General features: G+C 70.0%; 23 protein-coding genes. 16 read left to right on the top strand and 7 right to left on the bottom strand.

Going from position 1 to position 23,167, the window contains the following annotated elements; genetic code table 11:
- Nucleotides 1-267: 267 nt before the first annotated feature.
- Genes H504_RS34160 through H504_RS0109590 form a run of 8 tightly spaced genes read left to right on the top strand, consistent with a single transcriptional unit; the run spans nt 268 to nt 7,414 of the window.
- A complete protein-coding gene (locus tag H504_RS34160) occupies nt 268-1,290 on the top strand; it encodes an AfsA-related hotdog domain-containing protein (protein ID WP_051385665.1) in 1,023 nt (340 codons plus the stop codon).
- A complete protein-coding gene (locus tag H504_RS0109620) occupies nt 1,287-2,306 on the top strand; it encodes a ketoacyl-ACP synthase III family protein (protein ID WP_026422610.1) in 1,020 nt (339 codons plus the stop codon). The genes H504_RS34160 and H504_RS0109620 overlap by 4 nt, the downstream gene beginning before the upstream one ends.
- On the top strand, nt 2,303-3,313 hold the full coding sequence (locus H504_RS0109615; RefSeq protein ID WP_026422609.1) for a beta-ketoacyl-ACP synthase III: 1,011 nt from the start codon (nt 2,303-2,305) through the stop codon (nt 3,311-3,313). Before H504_RS0109620 ends, H504_RS0109615 begins: the two co-directional genes overlap by 4 nt.
- Before the next feature lie 11 nt (nt 3,314-3,324).
- Nucleotides 3,325-3,660 carry an acyl carrier protein gene (locus tag H504_RS0109610; protein ID WP_211239292.1) on the top strand — a complete coding sequence of 112 codons (336 nt, stop codon included), beginning with the start codon at nt 3,325-3,327 and terminating at the stop codon, nt 3,658-3,660.
- Complete coding sequence (locus tag H504_RS0109605; protein WP_026422607.1) at nt 3,657-4,880, top strand: beta-ketoacyl-[acyl-carrier-protein] synthase family protein; 1,224 nt, start codon at nt 3,657-3,659, stop codon at nt 4,878-4,880. Before H504_RS0109610 ends, H504_RS0109605 begins: the two co-directional genes overlap by 4 nt.
- Nucleotides 4,873-6,309, top strand: a complete 1,437-nt coding sequence (locus H504_RS34155; RefSeq protein WP_051385664.1) for a 3-hydroxyacyl-CoA dehydrogenase family protein — start codon at nt 4,873-4,875, stop codon at nt 6,307-6,309. Before H504_RS0109605 ends, H504_RS34155 begins: the two co-directional genes overlap by 8 nt.
- Nucleotides 6,306-6,755 carry a cupin domain-containing protein gene (locus tag H504_RS0109595; protein WP_026422606.1) on the top strand — a complete coding sequence of 150 codons (450 nt, stop codon included), beginning with the start codon at nt 6,306-6,308 and terminating at the stop codon, nt 6,753-6,755. The genes H504_RS34155 and H504_RS0109595 overlap by 4 nt, the downstream gene beginning before the upstream one ends.
- Complete coding sequence (locus H504_RS0109590) at nt 6,752-7,414, top strand: HAD family hydrolase (protein ID WP_035303842.1); 663 nt, start codon at nt 6,752-6,754, stop codon at nt 7,412-7,414. Before H504_RS0109595 ends, H504_RS0109590 begins: the two co-directional genes overlap by 4 nt.
- A gap of 122 nt (nt 7,415-7,536) precedes the next feature.
- On the opposite strand, the gene H504_RS43845 is transcribed toward H504_RS0109590, so the two are convergent.
- Together H504_RS43845 and H504_RS0109580 are read right to left on the bottom strand one after the other, a co-directional pair.
- On the bottom strand, nt 7,537-8,304 hold the full coding sequence (locus H504_RS43845) for a very short patch repair endonuclease (RefSeq protein ID WP_342668765.1): 768 nt from the start codon (nt 8,302-8,304) through the stop codon (nt 7,537-7,539).
- A 3-nt stretch (nt 8,305-8,307) separates the two neighbouring features.
- Nucleotides 8,308-9,660 carry a DNA cytosine methyltransferase gene (locus tag H504_RS0109580; RefSeq protein ID WP_026422603.1) on the bottom strand — a complete coding sequence of 451 codons (1,353 nt, stop codon included), beginning with the start codon at nt 9,658-9,660 and terminating at the stop codon, nt 8,308-8,310.
- Between the two features lie 116 nt (nt 9,661-9,776).
- Here H504_RS0109580 and H504_RS0109575 point away from each other — a divergent pair, with 116 nt between their 5' ends.
- Nucleotides 9,777-10,613 (top strand): GIY-YIG nuclease family protein, encoded by an 837-nt coding sequence (locus tag H504_RS0109575; protein ID WP_026422602.1) that lies wholly within the window; start codon nt 9,777-9,779, stop codon nt 10,611-10,613.
- A gap of 80 nt (nt 10,614-10,693) precedes the next feature.
- Here H504_RS0109575 and H504_RS34150 read toward each other — a convergent pair whose 3' ends face one another.
- The 5 genes from H504_RS34150 to H504_RS0109550 all read right to left on the bottom strand — a co-directional run bounded on the left by H504_RS34150 (nt 10,694) and on the right by H504_RS0109550 (nt 14,460).
- Complete coding sequence (locus H504_RS34150; protein ID WP_035303841.1) at nt 10,694-11,608, bottom strand: LysR family transcriptional regulator; 915 nt, start codon at nt 11,606-11,608, stop codon at nt 10,694-10,696.
- Between the two features lie 75 nt (nt 11,609-11,683).
- On the bottom strand, nt 11,684-12,049 hold the full coding sequence (locus H504_RS0109565; RefSeq protein WP_026422601.1) for a RidA family protein: 366 nt from the start codon (nt 12,047-12,049) through the stop codon (nt 11,684-11,686).
- Nucleotides 12,046-12,786: an SDR family NAD(P)-dependent oxidoreductase gene (locus H504_RS0109560; RefSeq protein WP_026422600.1), complete on the bottom strand. Its 741-nt coding sequence runs from the start codon at nt 12,784-12,786 to the stop codon at nt 12,046-12,048. Before H504_RS0109560 ends, H504_RS0109565 begins: the two co-directional genes overlap by 4 nt.
- On the bottom strand, nt 12,783-13,520 hold the full coding sequence (locus H504_RS0109555) for an SDR family NAD(P)-dependent oxidoreductase (RefSeq protein WP_026422599.1): 738 nt from the start codon (nt 13,518-13,520) through the stop codon (nt 12,783-12,785). Before H504_RS0109555 ends, H504_RS0109560 begins: the two co-directional genes overlap by 4 nt.
- 10 nt (nt 13,521-13,530) lie before the next feature.
- The gene (locus tag H504_RS0109550) at nt 13,531-14,460 is read right to left on the bottom strand and encodes a succinylglutamate desuccinylase/aspartoacylase family protein (protein WP_026422598.1); all 930 of its coding nucleotides are present in this window, start codon (nt 14,458-14,460) and stop codon (nt 13,531-13,533) included.
- 250 nt (nt 14,461-14,710) lie between these two features.
- On the opposite strand from H504_RS0109550, the gene H504_RS0109545 reads away from it, so the two are divergent.
- From H504_RS0109545 to H504_RS41000, 7 genes are all read left to right on the top strand, one after another.
- Nucleotides 14,711-16,417, top strand: coding sequence for an ABC transporter family substrate-binding protein (locus H504_RS0109545; RefSeq protein WP_026422597.1), 1,707 nt, complete (start codon nt 14,711-14,713; stop codon nt 16,415-16,417).
- A gap of 70 nt (nt 16,418-16,487) precedes the next feature.
- Complete coding sequence (locus tag H504_RS0109540) at nt 16,488-17,465, top strand: ABC transporter permease (protein ID WP_026422596.1); 978 nt, start codon at nt 16,488-16,490, stop codon at nt 17,463-17,465.
- The gene (locus H504_RS0109535; protein WP_026422595.1) at nt 17,458-18,360 is read left to right on the top strand and encodes an ABC transporter permease; all 903 of its coding nucleotides are present in this window, start codon (nt 17,458-17,460) and stop codon (nt 18,358-18,360) included. The genes H504_RS0109540 and H504_RS0109535 overlap by 8 nt, the downstream gene beginning before the upstream one ends.
- A complete protein-coding gene (locus H504_RS0109530) occupies nt 18,357-20,408 on the top strand; it encodes a dipeptide ABC transporter ATP-binding protein (RefSeq protein WP_026422594.1) in 2,052 nt (683 codons plus the stop codon). Before H504_RS0109535 ends, H504_RS0109530 begins: the two co-directional genes overlap by 4 nt.
- Before the next feature lie 44 nt (nt 20,409-20,452).
- Nucleotides 20,453-21,682, top strand: a complete 1,230-nt coding sequence (locus tag H504_RS0109525) for a pyridoxal phosphate-dependent aminotransferase (protein ID WP_026422593.1) — start codon at nt 20,453-20,455, stop codon at nt 21,680-21,682.
- Nucleotides 21,679-22,701 carry a D-2-hydroxyacid dehydrogenase gene (locus H504_RS0109520; protein ID WP_035303840.1) on the top strand — a complete coding sequence of 341 codons (1,023 nt, stop codon included), beginning with the start codon at nt 21,679-21,681 and terminating at the stop codon, nt 22,699-22,701. The genes H504_RS0109525 and H504_RS0109520 overlap by 4 nt, the downstream gene beginning before the upstream one ends.
- A gap of 130 nt (nt 22,702-22,831) precedes the next feature.
- A partial coding sequence (locus H504_RS41000; RefSeq protein WP_157440311.1) for a helix-turn-helix domain-containing protein occupies nt 22,832-23,167 on the top strand: 336 nt, incomplete at its 3' end.

Genomic DNA, 23,167 nt, shown 5'->3' with positions numbered 1-23,167 from the left:
GCACCGCCTTTCAGTTCACGGGTGGTGTCGGTGCGTTTCTCGTATGCGATGAGGTTACACCACCGGCACCAACGACAAAAGGTGCTTCCGACGCGGGTTCGCAGTTCTGTGCCGTCCTCTCGGACATTGCTCGAACTGTCCGGAATCCGCCGCGGGCGCGGCCGGGTGAGATCGGTTTGAGCGGTGGTTGAGCGCGGGCGGCGAGTCTGGGTTCCACCACGAACGGGTGGCGTTCGCGCCACCGCCGGATCCCGGCAAGGAGACAACGTGACGACCGCACTGGACGGCCCGGACCTTTCCACCGCGCTGGCCGGGTTGAGCTACCTGCGCACGGTGGACCGGTCCCTGCTGCACCGCCGCTCGCTCTCGGAGGTGTTCCTCACCGACGCGACCCCGGCGGGCGCGGACCGGTACCTCGCCGCCGCGCAGCTCCCCCCGGCGCACGCCTACTACACCGACCACGCGCTGCGGGTACCCGTCCCGGACCCGTTGCTGCTGCTGGAATCCGCCCGCCAGGCGGAGACCTACGGCGGGCACGCGTTCTTCGCGGTCCCCGACTCGACCAAGTTCATCCTGCGGTCGTGGCGGGTGCGCCTGCCCGGCCTGCTGACCGCCGCCGCCACCGGCTCGGACGCGGTCGCCATGGACGTGCGGACCAGCGGCCACCGGGGTCGGCCGGGGCGGTTGCGGGCGCTGACCTACGACAGCGCCGTGTTCCTCGGCGGGGTCCCGGTCGGCGCGGTGACCATCGACGTCGGCTACCTCACCGGCGAGTCCTACCGGCAGTTGCGGCTCGACCGCCGCGACGGCGTCGCCCCACCATCCTCTTCGGACATCCAGGTGCCGCCGCCCGGGGTTCCCGCCCGCGCCGTCGGCCGGTCCGACCAGGCCAACGTCGTGCTGGCCGAGGCCAAAGTGGACGATGAGCACGCGGTCGCGGCGCTGCGGGTCCCAGTGGACAACCGCAGCATGTTCGACCACGCCCAGGACCACGTGCCGGGCATGGTGCTGATGGAGGCGGCGCGGCAGTTGTGCCTGCTGGCGGGGGACGACTACTTCGCCGCGTCGCCCGCGCGCACCACCGTCGCCGGGTTCGACTTCTCCTTCAGCCGCTACGCCGAGCTCGACGCGCCGACCACGGTGACCCTGTTCCGGCCCGGTCCGGCCGATCCGGAGCTCTCCGCCGCTCTGCCCGCGGTGCGCACCTACCCCGTCGAGTTCGCCCAGCACGGCGAGGCGATCGCCGTGGGAACCATGTCCACCACGACCGTGTCCAGGAGCAGCCGGTGAAGATCGACGGACGCGTCGGGCTGACCGCGGCGGTCGCCTGGTACCCCGACTTCGCCGAGAAGACCGTCGACATGGTGGCCGCGGGCCGGGTCACCGAGGAGGAAGCGGTCGCGGTCGGCTACGAGCAACTCCCGGTGGCCGACGTCCCGGCGCCGCGCCTGGCCGTGTCGGCCGCCCGGGAGGCGCTGGCCCTCACCGGGTGGGACCCGAGTCGGATCGGCCTCGCCCTGCACGCCTGGATCTACCACCAGGGCCACGACTTCTGGTCGCCCGCGCACTACGTCGCCCACGAGTCCGGTGTGGACAGGGCGCTGCCGGTGGGGGTGCAGCAGATGTGCAACGGCGGCGCGATGGCGGTCGAAGTCGCCGCCGCTCGGTTGCTGTCCGACCCGGACACCGAACGCGCCCTGGTCACCACCGGGGACCGGTTCGCCAACCCCGGTTTCGACCGCTGGCGTGGCGATTACGGCCTCTGGTACGGGGATGCCGGAACCGCGCTGCTGCTGGAGCGCGGCGACGAATCCCCGTTCGCCCTGCGCTCCATCGTCACCCTCGCCGCCCCCGCGCTGGAACTCATGCACCGGGGAACCGACGAGTTCACCTCCGCGCCGCGGGCGGTGGTCAACGCCCGGCGGACCAAAAAGGACTTCCTGCGCCTGGCGGGCAAGGAGCGGTTCATGGACTTGGTGCGCGACAAGGTCGCCACCGTCGTCCGCCGTGGCCTGGCCGACGCGGGCATCCACCCGCACGACTCGCGCATCACCCGTGTCATCCTCCCCAGGCTCGGCGTGAGCACGGCCCGCGACATCTACGGCCCGGTGGTCGGGTCCGTGGTGCGCGCGCCGGTGCTGGATGTCGGCTCCCGCACCGGTCACCTCGGCGCGGGAGACGTCCCCGCGAGCCTGGCCGACCTGTACGCCGACGACGACCTGGCCGCAGGGGAGATCGTCGTCCTGTTGGGAGCGGGCGGCGGATTCACCTGGTCCTGCCTGGTCGTGGAGAGGACCAGCACGTGAGCCCGGCGGCGGTCGTGTCCGGACTCGGGGCCTGGCTGCCCGAACGGACCGTCGACAACCACCAACTGTCCACCGTCCTGGACACCTCCGACGAGTGGATCCGCACCAGGACCGGCATCGGCCTGCGGCACATCGTCGCGCCAGGAGAGTCTACTTCGGACCTCGCGGTGGCGGCCGGGCGGCGGGCACTGGAATCGGCCGGGACCACGCGGGTGTCCGCGGTGGTGCTGGCCACCAGCACACCGGACCATTCGTGCCCGGCGACAGCGCCGGATGTGGCGTCCCGCTTGGGTCTGGGTGGGATCGCGGCGTTCGACGTGGCGGCGGTGTGCACCGGGTTCGTCTACGCCCTGCGGGTCGGCGCGGGCCTGATCGCGACCGGCGCGGACTCGGTGCTGGTCATCGGCGCGGACACGTTCTCCACCATCCTCGACCCCGAGGACCGCACCACCCGGGCGATCTTCGGCGACGGCGCGGGCGCCGTGGTGCTGCGCGCCGGGGCCGCCGACGAACCGGGCGCGCTGCTCGGGTTCGACCTGGGCAGCGACGGCACGGGCGCCGACCTGATCACCGTGCCCGCCGGCGGCTCCCGGCAGCGCTCCACCGGGGTGCCCGCCGCCGAGCGGGAACACTACTTCGCCATGGCGGGCAAGCCGGTGTTCCGGCACGCCGTGCTGCGGATGAGCGAGTCCACCCTGGCGGTGCGCTCGGCGGTCGGCTGGACCGGGGTCGACCGGCTGGTCGCGCACCAGGCCAACGCCCGCATCCTGGCCGCCGTCGGCGAACAGCTCGCGCTGACCGAGGAGCAGGTCGTGCTCAACCTGGACCGGGTCGGCAACACCGTCGCCGCGTCCATCCCGCTCGCCCTGGCCGACGCCGTCGTCGACGGCGTGCTGCCGCCGGGGGCGCGCACCATGCTGTGCGGTTTCGGCGGCGGCCTCACCTGGGGGTCGGCCGCGCTGCTCTGGCCGGACCTGGCCGTGCAGGCACCACCGAGACACCGATGAAGGAGACCACCATGACCGAGACCGCTATGACCGAGTCCACTGTGATCGAGACTGCTGTGATCGAGTCCACTGTGATCGAGACCGCCCTGACTGGGACTGCCGCGACCACCGCCGACATCGAGGACCGCATCACCGAGCTGCTCAGCGAGGACTTCGGCATCCCGCGCGCCGAGCTGGCCGGGGAGGGCACCTTCGAGCAGCTCGACATCGACTCGCTGGTGCTGGTCGAGCTGGCCCTGAAGATCAAGAAGGAGTGGGGCGTGCTGCTGGCCGAGGGCGAGCTGGAGCCGACGCACACCGTGGCCGACGCCGCAGCGTTGGTGGCGGCCAAGGCGGTGCGCGGATGAGCACCCCGGAGGTCGTGATCACCGGACTGGGGCTGCTGACCCCGGCCGGGATCGGCGTGGCGGAGAACTGGGAGCGGGTCCGCTCCGGCATCCCCACCGCCCGCACGGACCCGGACCTGGCCGGGCTGGACGCGGACGTCTCGTGCCGGGTGGCCGGCTTCGACCCGGTGGCCGCGCTGGGCGCTCGGCAGGCGTGGCGGCTGGACCGGTTCACCCAGCTCGCCCTGTGCGCGGTCCGCGAGGCGGTCGGCGACGCCGGACTCGTACCGTCCACTTGGGACGGAGCGCGGGTCGCCGTGGTGCTGGGCAACTCGCTGGGCGGCACCACCACGTTCGAGAAGCAGTACAAGGTGTTCCACGACGGCGACGCCGACGACGTCTCGCCGCTGATGGTGCCGATGGCCATGGTCAACATGGTCGCGGGCTACGTGGCCATCGACATCCGGGCCACCGGCCCCAGCCTGGTGACCGCGACCGCCTGTGCCTCCGGCACCACCGCGGTCGCCATCGCGTCCGGCCTGCTGCGCGCCGGGGCGTGCGACGTGGCGATCGCGGGCGGCACCGAGTCGGCGATCACCCCGGCCACCATCACCGGGCTGCGCCGGATGGGGGCGCTCTCGCACCGGGTCGACGACCCGGACACCGCGTCCCGGCCGTTCGACCTCGACCGCGACGGGTTCGTGCCCGCCGAGGGCGCGGGTGCCCTGGTGCTGGAGCGGGCCGCCGACGCCAGGGCGCGCGGGGTCACCGGGTACGCGCGGGTCGCCGGGGTGGGCGCGTCCTCCGACGCGCACCACGCCACCGCCCCGGCTCCCGACGGCGCGGGCATCCGGCGGGCGTTGCGCGCCGCGCTGACCCAGGCGAACGTGGCGCCGACCGAGGTCGACCACGTCAACGCGCACGGCACGTCAACCCAGCTCAACGACGTCACCGAGTCGCGGGCGCTGCGGGCGGAACTGGGGGAGGGGGTCGCGGTGACCTCGGTCAAGGGTGTCACCGGGCACACGCTGGCCGCGGCGGGCGCGATCGAGGCGGTGTTCACCGCGCTCACCCTCCGCGACGGGATCATCCCGCCGACCGCGGGCACCAAGCAGGTGGACCCGGCCGTCGAGGTCGACGTGGTCACCGGCGCGGCGCGGACCGCCCGGGTCGACGTGGCGGTCAGCACCTCGCTCGGCTTCGGCGGCCACAACGCGGCCCTGGTGCTCAGCCGTGCCTGACCGCGCCTTGTCCCTGGTTCCCCCGCTCGCCCGCGCGATCGGCAGCATCGGGGTGGTCGGGCACTCAGCCGCCGGGTCCCGCATCGCCGAGGCGGCCCGCGCCGCCGGGATCGACGTCGTGCCTGCGGGTTTCGACGACGTGGACGTGCTCGTTGAGGGCGCCGCGGGCGCGCTGGCCGAGTACAGCGGGACCGGGCTCCTGGTGACCACCTCGGTGACGCTCCCGGTGAGCGCGGTCGCGCCGAGCGGGGCCGAGGACCGCACGGTCGGGCTCCGAGTCGGCTGGGGCGGGACCGGGGTCGAACTGGCGATCCCGGACGCGGTCGCGCCGTGGGCCCGGGAACGGGCGCGCGACCTGGTGGACCTGTTGGGGTTCCCGGTGGTCGAGGCCGGGGACCGACCGGTCAGCTTCGAACTCGTCCTCGGTCTGCTCAACGCCGCGGCGGGCATGGTCGGCTACGTGGACGCCGCTGCGGTGGACCTGGCGATGCGGGTGGGCTGCGGGCTGCCGTGGGGGCCGCTGCGCCTGCTGGACGCCATCGTCGAAGGTGTCCCAAGTGGACCGCTGCCGGAGCCTGCAAAGCCGGTCTGGGGCGCCGAGAAGACGGTGCGGCGGGTCGGGATCGTCGGCACCGGAGTGATGGCGACCGGCATCGCGCAGGCGTTCGTGTCAGCCGGTATCGCGGTCGCGCAGGTCGGACGGTCCGGTGATCGGGTCGCCGCCGTGCGGGACGCCGTGGACTGGCACGTCGCCCGCACCGGCGTGGACGAACCCGGGCACTGGGTGGGCGGCACCGACCTCGACCTCGTCGCCGACTGCGACCTGGTCGTCGAGGCGGTGGTGGAGGACGCCGAGGTCAAGCGGTCGCTGTTCGCCGACCTCGCCGCCGTGTGCGGACCGGGCGTGGTGCTGGCGACGACGACCTCCGCGCTGCCGGTCACCGCGTGCGCCGAGGCGACCGGCAGCCCGGAAACGGTGGTGGGACTGCACTTCTTCAACCCGGCGGCGACGATGCCGCTGGTCGAGGTGGTCCGAACCGCCCACACCGGCGACCGCGCGCTCGCCGTCGCCCGGGAAGTGTGCGGGCGGTTGGGCAAGCACGCCGTCGAGTGCGGCGACCGGCCCGGGTTCGTCGTCAACGCGCTGCTGTTCCCGTACCTCAACAACGCCCTGCGGCTGGTCGAACCCGCCGAGATCGACCAGGTGGACGCCGCGATGCGCGCGGTGCACGGGTTCCCGATGGGTCCCGCGAAGCTGCTCGACCTGGTCGGCCTCGACGTGGCGGCGCGCGTGGTCGAAGGGCTGGGGGACACGCCCGCCCCGCTGCTCGTCGAGGCCGTCGCCGGGGGCTACCTCGGCCGCAAGACCCGTCGCGGCATCCGCGACCTCGCCCGTGAACTCACCTCCCCGGAAAGGACACCACGATGAGGACCCGCCTGTTCGCCACCCTCGCCGCCCTGGCGGCCGCCCTGTTCCTGGTCGCCGCCCCCGCCGCCGCGACCGCCCCGCCCGCGCCGACCGCGGAGATCCTGGGCCAGGGCACCACCACCGACCCGTACCTGCTGGTGTCGTGGCAGAAACGCCAGTTCGTCGCCCGCAAGGTCACCATCCCCCCGGGCGGCGAGACCCCGTGGCACTACCACGTCGGCGAGCAGGTGGTCGTCCAGATCCAGGGCGTCGTCGAACGCCTCGACCGCAACTGCAAGGTCCGCACCTACCGCGCCGGAGACGCCTACATCGAGCCCGCCGGGTCCACCGAGGTGCACAAGGGCGTCAACCGCGGCACCGAGCCGGTCGTGTTCTACGTGACCGACTTGTTGCCTGAAGGCGCCCCCTTCGCCGTCACCGTCCCGGCCCCCGCGTGCGCGTCATGACCCCCATCCGCCTGGCGTTCTTCGATGTCGACGAGACCCTTATCCACCCCAAGAGCATGTTCGCCTTCCTCGCCGACTACTTCACCCCCGCCGACTACGAACGCGCCGAAACCCACCTCAAGACCCTGGCCGCCGCGGGCGTCCCCCGCGAATACACCAACCGCGCCTACTACCGCATGTTCGCAGGCCACTCCGCCGCCACCATCACCACCACCGGCCGCGCCTGGTTCGACCGCACGGCCCCGGACCTGTTCAACCCGCACACCCTCGCCTGGCTCCGCCACCACAAAGCGGCAGGCGCCACCATCGCCCTGGTCTCCGGTTCCTTCCCGGCCTGCCTGGACCCCATCGCCGAACACGTCGAAGCCGACATCGTGCTGTGCAGCCGCCCCATCATCACCGCGGGCAAACACACCGGCGAGTTGGCAGGCCCCCCCGTCATCGGCGACGGCAAGGCCCAAGCCGTCCTCACCACCATGCGCGACCACGAGGCAAGCCCCGAACACTGCATCGCCTACGGCGACCACAGCTCCGACCTCCCCATGCTCACCCAGGTAGCCCACCGAGTCATCGTGGGCGACGACCCCGCCCTCCACGCCCACCTCGGCACCCCCGGCTGGCACCGCCTCACCGAACTCGGCACCCCCCAACCCGCCTGACCAGGTGGGGCCGCCCCTCCCCCCACGGCCCGCCCCACCACCTCCACCCGCCCGGATGTCCACCCCCGCGGACATCCGGGCGGGTTCGGAGTACCGTACTGGACGCGGTCCTGGGAACCAGGTCAAGAGCGGAGCTCTTGAAGCCTCTGTATGACTCGTTCGGCCGCGCTCGCGGGGTCCTCGTGCTCCCAGATTCGCAGCACCTGCCAGCCCGCGGCGAGAAGTGTGTCGTTGGTATCGGCGTCCCTGGCGCGATTGCCAGTGATCTTGTCGCGCCAGAACTCGGCCTTCTTCACCGCGGGACGATAGTGCTCGGGACAGCCGTGCCAGAAGCAGCCATCGACGAAGACCGCCAGCCGGTCGCTTGGGAACACCACGTCCGCTTTGCGCCGAATCTCGGCAAGTGGTCTGGCGTCGACACGGTAGCGAAGGCCACGGTGGTAGAGCAGACTGCGCAACGCGAGCTCCGGCCGGGTGTCCTTGCCTTTGTTGCCGCGCATGGAGGCGCGGACTCCTGGCGAGGACGCGCTCGATTCAGGCGGCAAAGTCTCCTCGGTCAGAAACCCCATTTCCCGCGCGCGTCGCCATGCCTCAGCTAAGTTCTTTCCCCGATAGTCATGGTCGACCTCGCAGACATACCGCTCGCGTGTCTTCCCTTCCTGGGCCCACCGGAGGTATGCCCTGATACGCCGCGTCCGGCGGTATAGCCGCAAAGTGATTGAAGCCCGTGCGAGGCGGCCGTCACCGAGATCGACAGAGCGTTGGTCACGGCCGCCTGCGGCCCGATCCTGTTCGATCGCGGGCGACGCACCAGTGGCGCGCCGCTTGTAGGCCCGGTCCGGCGGCAATCGCGGTTTCCAGACACTCTGCTTTTCCATCTGCCGCGCCATCGGTCAGTGCCCCGCGGCGGTCAAGGCTTCAGCCACCGCTTTGGCGAAGAACTCGCCGAGCACCACGGGAACGGCGTTGCCCAACTGTCGCATCTGCTCGCCCCGCGGGCCAGAACCCAGCCACTCGTCGGGGAAAGTCATCACCCGGGCGGTCTCACGGACTGTCATGTATCGGTGCAGGTAGGACCAGCCGTCGGGTGAACCGGAGTCCGGGACTCGCTCGTCCAGGAGCATGACCGATTCCCCTCCCGGCACACCGTGGACGCCCGCCTTGACGGTCTTGGCGGGCTGGTCGAGTTCGTTGGGTGTGTGCCCCTTGTAGATTCGCGCCCCAGGCCATCCGATGTGGTCGACGACTCCGATCGCGTCGCCGAAGTCGTGCTTCTCCGCGAGCCGCGTGAAGTCCACTGGAGGCAGTGGAGGCAGTTTTCCGTCGGTGCCGAATCCGGTGATCGCGTCGCGGAGGGTGCGCCAAGGCCTGCAGTCGTCCTCCTTGATTGTTTTGGGCAGGCGACTGCGGACTCGTTCGCGCACATGGTCTGGTACGTACGGATGGCGTTGCCAGTAGGGTCCATCTTCGTCCCGCATGGAGCGCAGTAGCGCGGCTTCGGAGAACCTTGGTGTCGTGACGTATTTCGCGAAGGCGTGGACATCGATGCCAAGGTCCGCGCGGAACGCCACGAGGACAACGCGGTTGCGCACCTGTGGAACGCCGTAGTCGGCGGCGTTGACCGGGACCATCACGACCTTGTAGTGGTCGGGGTCATCGTCATCGTCGGACAAGCCACGCAGGATGCCGCTCAGGTGAGCGTCGTGATCCTGCCATCTCGCGGCGCTGTCGCGCTTCTCGAACGGCAGGCGGAGCTCGTTCTGGATGTATTGAAAGTATCCAGCGAATGAGGGCCTGAGCAGGCCGCGAACGTTCTCGCAGATGACGGCCTTCGGCCGGATCTCGCGAACCGCCTTGAACATGGCGGGGAACATATTGCGTTTGTCCTCGTCCCCCTTGGCCACTCCTCCGGCGCTGAACGGCTGACAGGGCGGCCCTCCGGCGAGAACGTCCACCTGCCCCTCGAGAGCGCTCAGGTCGAGGTCGCGCACGTCTCCCGGGTAAAGGGGAGCGGGCTGACCCGGCTTCGGTGGGCTCGGCGTCTTCTCATCCGCGACGACCAAGCCATCGACCCCGAGGGTCGTCCGCGCGCTCGCCACGAGCGTCTCGCAAGCGCGGTTGTTGAACTCGTTGAACAACAGCGGGCGGAAACCGGCCTGGTGGACCGCCATGGCGAGACCGCCCCCGCCCGCGAACAGCTCAACGCTGGTGCGGGCCTCGACTTTGCCCTTGGGCTGGTCAACCATGGGGGAATCCTACCGCGGGCCTCGCGTGGGTCAGGTGATCGCACTGGGGCGAGTCGTCCCCGGCGTTCGGTGGAGCATAGGCTGCGGGTGATCACGCTGTGGAAAGGGGTGGACACATGAAGTGGCCAGACCGGCAGGTCAAGCACGGGTTTCATGGTGACTTCCGGCTGAGTATCACGAAGGCGCTCGGCGACCAGTTGGCTGTGGCGCTGGATGGCATGGTGCAGGCCCCTCTGGATGACAACAGCCTCGCTGTCCTCGAGGAGCGACCGGGGGTATACCAGTTGTACTTCGACGGCGATCTGGTGTACGTCGGTAAAGCGGACAAAACCTTGCCAGGCAGGCTCAAGAATCACCTTCGCAAGCTTTCCGGTCGACTCGGAATCGACCTCGCCCACGTTACATTTTCCTGCCTGTATGTTGACGAAGATTTCTCCGCGCTGGCTCCCGAGCAGCTACTTATCAGTCACTACAAGGGGAAAGGTGGAATTTCATGGAACAATAATGGCTTCGGAAACAAGGACCCCGGACGTAGGCGTGACAGCACGCTGCTGAAGAAGAACCACTTCGATGTGGTGTACAGTATAGACCTTGGCAAGCGTGTCGAAGGCCTGAAGCCAGGTGAATACATTCTACACGATTTCCTTAAGGCGCTCAAGAGCGGGCTGCCTTACAATTTTCGCTATGCCGAACCACCAGAATCCAAGCTCGCGAAAATCGAGCTCTCGACGTACAGCCCGTCGGCTGATGAGGCATTTCGGCTCGTCTCGGAGGCGCTCCCCGAGTCATGGCAGGTAGCGGCTCTCATGGGTTACGTGATCATGTATGACGATTCGCCGGATGAGTACAAGAGCGCGTGCCGCTACTATCGCTTGGGACAGGTGACTGAGGCTGTTCCCGAGTCCTCCTCCGAGGAAATGACGGCGGACGACGAGCTCAACCGCGACGAATGACCTGTCGTCGCTGACAAAATATATTCAGATATCGCCTGTGGCCCTACGTCGGTCTGCGTGTCCGCTGTGGAACGATCCGGTCAGTTTTCCTGTTCCAGTCGGGTGGATACGGCTTCCAGGACGTCCAGTGCGGTGGTCAACGCGGGGCGGCGGCCGGTGGGGATGCGCCAGACGCCGTAGGTGCGGCGTAGGGGTGGGGAGCGGATGGTGAGGGGGCGGACTGTTGGGGGGAGTTGGCCGCGGCCCATGCGGGGGACCAGGGCCAGGCCGAGTCCTTCGCCGACGAGTTGGATCTGGGTGGCGTATTCGCTGACGATGTGGGTGAAGCGGGAGGGGCTGGGGGTGCGGTGGAAGGCGTTGATCAGGAAGTCGTGGGCGACGGAGCCGGGTTCGTAGAGCCAGGGTTCGTCGCGGAGTTCTTCCAGGTCCACTGAGTCGCGGTCGACCAGCGGGTGGGTGTGGTGGGCGAGTACGTCGGACAGGTCGTTGCCGATGTGTTTGGCCTGCAGCCCTTCCGGCAGGGACAGCGGGATCGCCATCCAGTCGTGGGCGACTGCCAGGTCGGCGGTGCCGCGGGCGACGAGTTCCACCGCGCGGTGCGAGTCGGCCTCGATGAGCCGCAGGGACAGGCCGGGCCAGGTGTCGGCGAGTTCCCGCATGGCGGCGGGGAGGACGCCGCGGGCGGCGGTGGGGAAGGCGGCGATGGTGAGCGTGCCGGTGACCGTCGCGGCTTGCGCCTGCAGTTCGGCGTTCATGCTTTCCAGCTCGATGACGATCCGGCTGGCCGACTCAGCCAGGACCCGGCCAGCCGGGGTCAGCGTGGTCCGCCCGGCCTGGTGTTCCACGAGCTGTTGGCGCACGTCGCGGCTCAGCCGGGCGATCTGCTGCGAGATCGCCGACGGGGTGTAGCCCAGCGCGCTGGCGGCGGCCGTCATGGACCCGTGGGTGGCGAGGGCGTCGATCGCGCGCAGCCCAGCCAGGCTCACCGTCAGCACGCCGGCGTCACCTCACTCCCAGTACTCGCCTTCCCCGGCCATCCTGGCACAACACCGGTGCAAACCGGTCAACTGTCACTCACCGTCACCGATTGCCGACGGCAGGTGCAGCACGGCGTCCACTTCGACCTTGACCGACCGCAGCCCCGCGACCACCGTGGTCCGCGCCGGTTTCCACTCGCCGAAGTGGGCGGCGTAGGCGCGGTCGAACTCCGCGAAGTCCGCCACGTCGGTCAGGTACGCGGTCACCTTCACCACGCAGGTCTGGTCGCCGCCCGCCGCCCGCACGACCGCGGCGAGGTTGTCCAGCGCCAGCGCCGTCTCCGTGGCGACGTCGGCGGGCTCGTAGGAACCGTCTGACAGGCGCGGTACCTGGCCGGACACGTACACGGTGTCGCCCGCGCGCACGAACGGTTGGTAGTGCCCGGCGGGCGGGGTCATCCGCGGGTCACCCGGATCGCCTCGGACAACTGGTAGGCGTTGAACCGTTGGCCGGTCGCGAAGTCCGCGTCGATGCCTGCCAGGAACGCGAACGCGGGCGCCAGCCGCGACGGCGGCACGATGCCGATCCGCATCTCCTCGGTGTAGTGGGAGTCCGACATGGGTGTGTCGATAGGACGACCGGTGGACGTGGTGTTGACGGCGATGTTGTATTCCTTTCCCTCCAACGCCAACACCTTCATCAACCCTTCCTGCGCGTGCTTCCCAGGCGTGTAGGCGGTTTCCTTGACGAAACCGAACAGCGCGGACCCCGAGGACAGGAACACGATGCTGCCATCGCGCGCCTCGACCATGTGCGGCCACACCGTTTTCGTCAGGACGTAAGCAGCACCCAAGATGATGTCCACCTCACGCCGCCAGTCCGCAAAGGACACGTCCACCATGGACACCTCCTTGAGCACCGCCGCGTTGTGGATCAGCACCCGGGGCGTGCCGTAGTGCGCCAATGCCGTTTCGACGGCGGAAGCCGTGGCCACCGGGTCGGCCAGGTCCACAGTGATCGGTAGTACGTCCGCGCCCGTCGACCGCAGTTCCTCCGCCACCGCCGCCAACTTCTCGGCCTGCACGTCCATCAGCGCCACCCGCATGCCGCCCGCGACGAGCTCACGCGCGATCTCGCGACCCAGCCCCTCGGCGGCGCCGGTCAGGAACGCCACCTTGCCGTTGATGTCGATCACGCGGACACCCCTTCCCGGGTGATTCGGATGGCCTCGGAGACCTGGAACGCGTTGAACCGTTGGCCGGTTGCGAAGTCCGCGTCGATCCCGGCCAGGAACGCGAACGCGGGCGCCAGCCGCGACGGCGGCACCATCACCGCGCGCATGGCGTCGGAGTAGGTGTAGGCCAGTGGACCGTCGATCGGCGCCCCGGTGGTGATGGTGTTGACGGCGATGTTGTGTTCCTTGCCTTCCAACGCCAACACCTTCATCAACCCTTCCTGCCCGTGCTTGCCCGCGACGTAAGCGGCCTCGTTCGCGAACCCCGACAACGCCGAACCCGACGAGACGAACGCGATGCTGCCGTCCCGCGCCTCGATCATGTGCGGCCACACGGCTTTGGCCAGCACGAAAGCGCTCTGCAGGATGCTGTCGGACTCGGCCTTGAACGCCGCCACGCCCAACTCCAACACGGACACCTCGCGGAACACCGCCGAGTTGTGCACCAGCGCCCGCGGTGCGCCGAACTGCCGCAATGCCTCCTCCGCTGACGCCCGCAGCACCTCCGCGTCGGTGAAATCGGTGACGAACGCGTGCACGGACGGCACTTCTTCGGCCAACGCGCGCACGGCGTCGGCTTGGTCGCACAGCACCGCCACGGTCATGCCCGCGGTGGCCAGTTCCCGGGCGACGGCGTGGCCGATGTCCTCGGCGTTGCCCGCCACGATGGCGAACCGGCCGGTGGGGTCGATCATCCTGGTTCTCCTAAACGATCTCGGCGACGAGGGCGACTACCTGGCCGGGCGACTCGATCCTGGCCAGGGTGGGGCGCAGCAGCGCGAGCGCGGTGCGCGGGAACGGCGCGCGGAAGGTCTCCAGGACCTCGCTGGACACCGGGTCGAGCAGGTGGCCGACGACGGTGCCCGCCTCGACCACCGAACCGAGCGCGGACTCGCGCAGGACGGGCTGGTAGATGCCCGGCCGGGAGGTCGACAGCGGCACCTTGCCCGCGGCGGGCGTGCCCGGCTCGTCGGGCAGGTCGGCCTCGGTCAGCACCCCCGCCTTGCCCAGCGCCCGGCGCAGGCCGCGGGTGACGGTGGCCGCTCTGTCCTCTTCGAACTCGCCGCGGCCGCCCATCTCGATCCACACGGCGACCGCGCCGCGCACCCTGGCGTACCCGGTGAGGCTGGACGCGCGGTCGGGGCCGTCGAGGATCAGCGGCGTGCCCATCCACTCGGCGACGTGCTCGCTGCCGGGGAACCGGTAGCTGAAGCAGTTGATGTTCCAACTGCCGCCGCCGTGCACGTCCAGCACGACCTCCGCGCCGTCGACCGCGTGTTCGGCCAGCACGGCGGCCAGCCGCTGGGTGTGCGAGCCCGCCGGGTCGCCGGGGAACGAGCTGTTGAGGTCGAGCAGGTCGAGGTGGGTCTGCCTGGCGTCGGCCTCGGTGGCCAGCGGGTGGGCCACGGGCACCACCCGCAGCGTGCCGAGCAGTTCCTCCTCCCGCACGGAGGCCAGCAGCCGGTTGACCGCGAGCGTCCCCCAGGGCCCTTCGTCCCCGTGCACGCTCGCCACGACCAACCCGACCGGGCCGCCGTGCCCGACGGTCCCGATCCGCACGTCGACCGAGCCGTAGGCCAGTGACGAGGTGACCGGGTGGTCGGTCCACTCGATCGTTTCGGCGAGTGTCGGCATATTCGCTCCCTGGCGTTCTTGCGCTGAACATTCGGTGCGCGGATTCTGCGTCGCGCCGATCCGGGAATGCAAGACACAGTTCGACGACCCCGGCGGTTACGTTTGCTTGAAGCGAATGCGCGCCCGCCACCGAATGCGTTTAGCAGGTCTTAACGGACGCCTTCACCGGTTGTTGCTTGCTTTTCCAGGAAGGCCACCTGTTCACTCTGGAGACCGCGATCCGCCCCATCGCACAGAGATGTGGAGCAGCATGAAAGGTCGAAAGTTTTCCGGTCTCCTCGCCGTCGCCGTTGTGGTGACCGCCTGTTCCGCCGGCTCGCCGGGGGGCGGCGACACGGGCAACCAGGTCAAGGGTGAGGCCAACACCGCCAACACGGGTACGGCGAAGCAGGGCGGCACCCTGACTTATGTCCTGGAACGCAACATCGTCGACTGGAACCCGCTGGGCGCCGACATCGGTGTGGCCACCCAGTTGGTCGCCGACGTCTACGACCCCGCCCCGTTCGTCACCCTGCCCGACCTCAAGACCGTCGAGCTGAACAAGGACCTGCTGGTCAGCGCCGAGCAGACCGGCACGTCGCCGCAGACCCTGGTGTACAAGATCAACCCCAAGGCGGTGTGGAACGACGGCACCCCGATCACCGCCGCCGACTTCGACTACGTCCGACGCGCGTCGGACCCCAAGACCTGCCCCAAGTGCGAGGTCGCCTCCACCATGGGCTACGACCACATCACCTCGCTGGTCGGTTCGGACGACGGCCGCACGGTCACCGTGACGCTGAGCCAGCCCTTCGGCGACTGGAAGTCGTTGTTCGGCCCGATCCTGCCCGCGCACGTCGCCCACAAACTCGGCGACGACGGCACCCCCGACGGCCTGGCCAAGTCGTTCAACGACGGGTTCCGCTACAAGGACTCGTTCCCCGACTGGTCCGGCGGCCCGTTCATCTTCAAGTCCTGGCAGACCAACCAGGCCGCGACGCTGGTGCCCAACCCGAAGTGGTGGGGCAAGCCGGTCACGTTGGACAGCCTGGTGTTCCGCGTCATCACCGACACCTCGCAGGAGGTGCCCGCGTTGCAGAACAACGAGGTCCAGGTCATCAACCCCGATCCGCAGGTGGACCTGCTGCGCAACGTGCAGGCCCTCAGCGGGGTGAGGTACCAGCTCGTGCAGGGGCTGCGCAAGCAGATGATCCTGCCGAACCTGAACAACCCGGCGATGCAGGACCCGGTGCTGCGCAAGGCTCTGTTCACCGCGATGGACGTCGGGCAGACCATCCAGAAGACCGTCGGTCAGCTCACCTCGGACGCCCAACCGCTGCGCAACCGGATCTACGTGCCGCAGCAACCCGGGTACAAGGACAACCTGGACACCCTGGGCACCGGTGATGTCGCCAAGGCGACGTCGATGCTCACCGACGCGGGCTACAAGATCGACGGCGGCAAGCTGGTCGACCCCAAGGGCGTGCCGGTGCCGACGCTGACCATGCGCTACATCCAGAACAACCAGATCCTGCAGACGGTGTGCCAGTTGTTCGCCGACACGGCCAAGAAGCTCGGGGTGACGGTGGACGTGCAGACCACCGACTCGGTCGGCGCGACCGTGACCCACCAGGCGGGCAAGGACTTCGACCTGTTCGCGATGGGCTGGATCGGCCAGACCTTCCTGGCCTCCCAGTACTCCCAGGCGTTCATGACCAAGGCGGGCCTGAACTTCGGCGGCTACTCCAGCCCGGTGGTGGACGACCTGCTCACCAAGGCTTTGGGTGCCACCGACGAGACACAGGTCGCCGAGTACCTCAACGGGGTGGACGCCCAACTGACCAAGGACGCCTACATCCTGCCGCTCTACCAGGTGCCGGACCTGTTGGTGTACAAGGCGAACCTGGTCAACGTCCGGGCCAACGGCACCTACTTCGGGCCGCCGTACAACGGTGGCGAGTGGGGCTTCACGGGTTGACGGACAACGGTTGACAGCAGCGTGGCGCGGGCCGCGGAGTCCGCGCCACGCCAGGGAAGGCAGGGCGACGATGTTGGCTTACGTGCTGCGGCGGTTGCTGCACTCGGTCCCGATCGTGCTGGTCGGCTCGTTCATCACGTTCATCATGGTCAGCGCGTCCGGTGACCCGCTCGGCGACCTCAAGGCCAAGCAGCCGCCGGTGCCCCCGGCCGTCCTGGCCGCCGAGGCGCACCGGATGCGGCTCGACCAGCCCGTGCTGGAGCGCTACTGGCACTGGCTGACCGGCATCCTCGGCGGTGACTGGGGTCCGTCGGTCAAGAAGATCGACATCGGCGCGGAGATCTGGCCGAGGCTGCTCGTGTCGGCCCGGCTGGTCACCCTCGCCGTGCTGCTGGCGCTGACGCTGGCCCTGCTGGTCGGTGTGGTGAGCGCGGTGAAGCGGTACTCCACAGTGGACTACGTGTTCACCGCCATCGGGTTCCTGCTGCTGTCGATGCCCGCCTTCTGGTTCGCGATCCTGCTCAAGCAGCAGGCGATCGACCTCAACCAGGCGACCGGCGCCACGCTCGTCTACACGGTCGGCGAGGCCTCGATCCCCCCGCCGACCGGGTTCTGGCCCACGGTGTGGGACGTGCTGGGCCACTTGGTGCTCCCGACGGTCGTGCTGGCCATGACCGCCTTCGCGCCGTGGAGCCGGTTCGTCCGGTCGTCCATGATCGAGGTGCAGGACAGCGACTACGTGCGGCTGGCCCGCGCCAAGGGCCTCAAGCGGCGCACCGTGCTCATCCGCCACGCGCTGCGCACCGCGCTGGTGCCGCTGACCACGGTGGTGGCGCTCGACCTGGCCGTGCTGTTCTCCGGCGCGGTGGTCACCGAGACCGTGTTCCAGTGGCGCGGCATGGGCTCGTTCCTGCTGTCCGCGGTGCGGGACAAGGACATCTACGCCGTCATGGCGTGGTTGCTGCTGGTCTCGGTGATCGTCGTGCTGTTCAACCTCATCGCCGACCTGCTCTACGCCGTGCTGGACAGGAGGGTCCGCCTTGGTTGAGATCGCGTACGCGCCCGCGGACGGGGAGTTGTCCACCGCGACGCCCCGGTGGCGGCTGGTGGTGCGCCGGTTCCTCCGGCACCGGCTGGCGACGGTCAGCCTGGTCGTGTTCGTACTGCTGGTGCTGCTGGCCTTCGTCGGCGGCGCGCTGTGGCACTACTCCTACGACGTCTACACCCCCGACAACTCCCAGCCGCCATCGGCCCGGCACCCGTTCGGTACCGACGCCACCGGCTACGACCTGCTGGCCCAGGTGCTGCGCGGCACCCAGCGGTCGGTCGAGATCGCGCTGTTCGTGGCGGCGGTGTCCGGGGTGTTCGGCAGCGTGTGGGGCGCGGTCGCGGGCCTGCACGGCGGCAAGGTCGACACGGTGCTGATGCGGATCGCCGACCTGGTGCTGATCTTCCCGGCGATCGCGGTCGCGGCGGTGCTGGCCAACAACGTCGGCGCGTCCAGCCAGGGCTGGTTGCTGATCGGGCTGGTGCTCGCCGCGCTCACCTGGCCGTACGTGGCCAGGTTGGTGCGCGGCCTGGTGCTCTCGTTGCGCGAGCGGGAGTTCATCGCCGCCGCGCGCACGTTCGGCGCGGGTTCGTGGCGGATCATCTTCCGGCACGTGCTGCCGAACGCGCTGGGCACGATCATCGTGGCGGTGACCATCATCGTCGCGGTCGCGATCCTGGCCGAGACGGCGCTGTCGTTCATCGGGTTCGGCGTCCGCCCGCCGGACACCTCGCTGGGCCTGCTGGTCAGCCAGAACCAGACCGCGGTGTCCACCCGGCCGTGGCTGTTCTACTTCCCCGGCCTGTTCATCGTGCTCATCGCGCTGAGCGTCAACTTCACCGGCGACGGCCTGCGCGACGCCTTCGACAACACCAGGTCCAGGAGCAGGCGATGAGCGGCGTGGTGGCCGAGGTGCTCGGCGTCCGGGACCTCACCGTGTCCTTCCCCGACGAGCGCGGTCGCGTCACGGCCGTGCGCGGCGTGTCCTGGTCGCTGCGGCCGGGGGAGGTGCTGGGCGTGGTCGGCGAGTCCGGGTGCGGCAAGTCCGCGACCGCGCTGGCGGTGATGGGGCTGCTACCGCTCGGGGCCGAGGTCGGCGGTTCGGTCCGGGTCCACGACCGGGAACTGCTCGGCCTGCGCGACGACGAGCTCGCGGCGGTGCGCGGCCGGTCGGTGGCGATGGTCTTCCAGGACTCGCTCTCGGCGCTGAACCCGGTGTACTCGGTGGGTTTCCAGGTCGCCGAGGCGGTGCGGGCGCACCACCCGGAACTGGGTCGCGACGAGGCCGTCGAGCGCGCGATCGAGTTGCTTGAGGTGGTGGGCATCCCGAACGCGCGGGAACGGATCGCGGACTACCCGCACGAGTTCTCCGGCGGGATGCGCCAACGCGTGGTGATCGCCATCGCGATGGCCGACGACCCGGACGTGATCATCGCCGACGAACCCACCACCGCGCTGGACGTGACGATCCAGGCCCAGGTCCTCGACGCGCTGCGCACCGCCCGGGAACAGACCGGCGCGGCGACCGTGCTGATCACCCACGACCTCGGCGTGGTCGCCGGGCAGGCCGACCGGGTGGTCGTGATGTACGCGGGCAAGGTCGTCGAGTCCGGCACCGTCGAGGAGGTCTTCTACTCGCCGCGCATGCCGTACACACTGGGCCTGCTGGGCAGCCTGCCCCGGCTCGACGGCAGGCAGCAGGCGCGGCTCACCCCCATCGCGGGCACCCCGCCGCCGCTGGACCGGCCGATCACCGGGTGCGCGTTCGCGCCGCGCTGCCCGCTGGCCACCGACCTGTGCCGCACCGAGGAGCCCCCGCTGGCATCGGTCGACGGCGAGCACCTGGCCGCCTGCCACTTCAGCGCCGACCTCGTCGGCAAGCGGCCGCAGGACGTGTTCCCACCGCGCCCCGCACCCCCGCCGCCGGACGCGCCGGTCGCCGAGCAGGCCACACCGATCATCACCACACCGACAGTTGCCGCGCCGATTGTGACCGCGGCTAGCCTGGTCAAGCACTACCGGGTGCGCGGCGGCGGCCTGTTCCGCCGCGACCGGGGTGAGCTGCACGCGGTGTGCGACGTGTCGTTCGAGTTGTCGGCGGGGGAGACGCTGGGGTTGGTCGGCGAGTCCGGCTCGGGCAAGTCGACCATCGCGAAGCTGCTGATGTCCCTGGAAGACCCGACCGGCGGGCGGGTGCTGCTCGACGGCGAACCGCTCTCGCGCCGTGGGCACGCCCGCGACCTGCAGATCGTCTTCCAGGACCCGACGAACTCGCTGGACCCGAGGATGACCGCGGCGGAACTGGTCGCCGAACCGCTGCGGGTCAACGGGACCGGCCGCCGCGAGGCCAGGGCTCGGGCGCTGGAGCTGCTGCGGTCGGTCGGGCTGTCCGGCGCACGGTCCGAGCGCTACCCGCACGAGTTCTCCGGCGGGCAGCGCCAGCGCATCGGCATCGCCCGCGCCCTGGCGCTGCGGCCCCGGGTGCTGGTGCTCGACGAGCCGGTGTCCGCGTTGGACGTGTCCGTGCAGGCCGACGTGATCAACCTGCTGGAGGACCTGCGGGACGCGCTGGGCCTGGCGTACCTGTTCATCGCGCACGACCTGTCGGTGGTGCGGCACATCGCCGACCGGGTGGCCGTGCTCTACCTGGGGCGCGTGGTGGAGACCGGCGACCGCGACGCGGTGTTCGACCGCCCGCGCCACCCGTACACGCGGGCGCTCGTGTCGGCGGTGCCGCTGCCCGACCCGCGCGCGGAGCGGGCCAGGGAACGGATCGTGCTGACCGGCGACGTGCCCAGCCCGGCGCACCCGCCGTCCGGGTGCCGGTTCCGCACCCGGTGCCCGAAGTACCTGGCGGAGCTGACCGACGCGCAGCGCGCGCGGTGCTCCGGTGAGGTCCCCGCGTTGCTCGGCGGCGTGGCCTGCCACTGGGCGGAGCCGTGAACCCGGCCGAGGCGAACCAGACGACTGCAGAGGGAGACACCGACATGGCGGCAACCCGTCACACCGTCGAATCGCGGCGGGTGCTGCGGACGCACCTGCCGGAGCGGGCGGACACGCTCGGCATGTCCGTGCGGGAGGCGGACCTGGGCCTGCGGCTGGACGGCGCCGGACACGGCCTGCTCGACACCACCCACTTCGACACCGTCCGCTTCCCGCCGCCGCCGTGGGCGCTGCCCGCGTTCACCGACGCGGCGACCGACGGCGAACTCGCCTACACCGGCTACCGGGGTAACGCGGCCGTGCGGGCGGCGTGCGCTCGCTCGGTGTCCGGCCTGCTCGGCGTCGACGTCGACCCGGACCGCGAGATCGTCATCACCACCGGCACCCAGGGCGGTCTGTTCGCCACCCTCGCCGCCCTGGTCGACTCCGGCGACGTGGTGGCGCTGGCCGATCCGGAGTACCTGTTCGTGGAGCGGATGCTGCGGTTCCTGGGCGCGCGGGTGGTGCGCGTGGGCATGGTCGAGCACCCCGCCGGACCGCAATTGGACCTGGTCGCGCTGGAGGCTGTGGCGCGCGAGGGCGTGAAGCTGGTGCTCACGTCGAACCCGAACAACCCCACGGGAACGGTGTACACACCCGAGACCGTGCGCGGGCTGGCCGCTCTCGCTGTGCGGCACGACTTCCTGGTGGTCGTGGACGAGCTGTACTGCAGGCTGGTCTACGACGACGTCCCGTACACCCACCTCGCGGCCGAACCAGGGATGGCGGCGCGGACGGTCACACTGCTCGGCGGGTCGAAGACGGAATCGCTGAGCGGCTACCGGGTGGGCGTCGCGATCGGCCCGGCCGACGTGGTGGACGCCATCGAACAGGTCATGGCGATCTCGTGCCTGCGCGCGCCCGCGTACGCCCAGCACGTGCTGACCCGCTGGCTGGTCGACGACGTGGAGTTCGTGCGCACCCGCGTCACGGAGTTGGCCGCGTTGCGGGAGCTGACCACGGATCGGCTGCGCCGGGTCGAGGGCCTGGTCGTGCGCCCCGGCGCGGGCACCGCGTACCTCTGGCCGGACGTCTCGGCGCTGGGCCTGGACGACGTGGCGGTGGCGCGGGCGTTGCAGGAGCGAGCTGGGGTGGTTGTGAGCCCCGGGTACCAGTTCGGCCCGTCCGGCCACGGCCGGTTCCGGGTGTGTTATGCCCGGGAGGAAGCCGGGTGGTCGGCCGCACTGGACCGCATGGTCGACGCGCTCAACGGCGCCGCGAAGGAGGTCTCGTGACCAGGGTGGTGATCTGCTCCCCGCTCGAACCCGAACTGGTGGCCCGCATCGCGGCCGTCGACCCCCGGGTGGAAGTGCTGTACGAACCCGACTTGCTGCCCGTCCCCGCCTACGCGGGCGATCACGTCGGCGTGCTGCCGGAACTGACCGACGCCCAACAAGCACGGTGGTTCGACCTGACCTCATCGGCCGAAATCGCCTTCGACTTCGACCGCCGCGCCCCCGCCCAGATCAACACGAACTTCCCGCTCCTGCGCTGGATCCAGGGAACCAGCGCGGGCCTGGGCAGGTTCACCGACCGCTTCCCCCTGGACCTGTCGAAGGTCGTCGTGACGACGGCAGCGGGCGTGCACGCCGCCCCACTGGCCGAGTTCGTGCTGACCGGCCTGCTGCACTTCGTCAAAGACGTGCCGCAGCTCCAGGCCTGGCAAGCCGAACACCGCTGGAGCCGCTACACAAGCCGAACCCTGACCGGCCAACGCGTACTGATAGTCGGCCTGGGCGCAGTCGGCCGACACACCGCGACCGTACTGGCCGGCCTCGGCGTGGAGGTGGTCGCCGCGGTCCGACCCGGCGGCACCGCCAGCGCGCCCGGAGTGTCCCAAGTGGTCACCTTCGACGCGATCGGACCAGTGCTACCCACCGTGGACGCGGTCGTACTGGCCTGCCCACTCACCCCCGACACCGAGGGCCTACTGGGCGCCACGGAACTCGCTGCCCTCAAACCGGACGCCGTGGTCGTCAACATCGCCCGCGGCCAGGTCGTAGACGAACCCGCATTGATCACTGCCCTGTCCACCGGCGCCCTCCGGGGCGCAGCACTGGACGTCGCCACAGTGGAGCCCCTACCAGACAACTCACCGCTATGGGACCTGCCCAACGTGCTCGTGTCCCCCCACTCAGCCTCCACCGCCGCCAACGAAAACACCCTCATCACTACCCTCTTCTGCACCAACCTCCGCCACTGGCTCGACGGCAAACCCCTGCTCAACCGCTACAAACCCGACCTGGGCTACTGACGGTCAGGCGTCGTCCTGCGCTACATTCAGTAATGACCTGGGGAAACTGCGCCGTGTAGGCTGGTGGTGCCTGTGGTCGGAGGCGGAGTTCGCGCACGGGCTGGTCGGCGGATCGCACACCTGGGAAGGCGTGACGGTTGAGGATCCGGGTATTGGTCGTCGTGTCCGTGAGATTCGGGTGCGGCGGGGTATGACGATGTCGGTCACGGCCGGCCTGGCGGGGATCTCGCAGTCTTACCTCAGCATGATCGAGCACGGTCGTCGTGCGGTGGAGAAGCGAAGCCTGGTGGAGGGCCTCGCCGAGGCGCTGAGGGTGTCTCCCGCTGAGTTGTCGGGGAAACCTTGTCCGGCGGATGACCGCGGTTCACGGTTGGTCGCCGCGGCGTTGGACGACATCGGCGACACGTTGACCGGGTGGTGGGTCGACGAGGTACCGGAGATTGCGGTGCGGCCTTGGGAGGAGGTG

It is taken from the genome of Actinokineospora inagensis DSM 44258, from assembly GCF_000482865.1.
Taxonomy (GTDB): domain Bacteria; phylum Actinomycetota; class Actinomycetes; order Mycobacteriales; family Pseudonocardiaceae; genus Actinokineospora; species Actinokineospora inagensis.
Note: the sequence above shows the minus strand (reverse complement) of the source record. Positions and strands in the feature narration are given on the sequence as shown.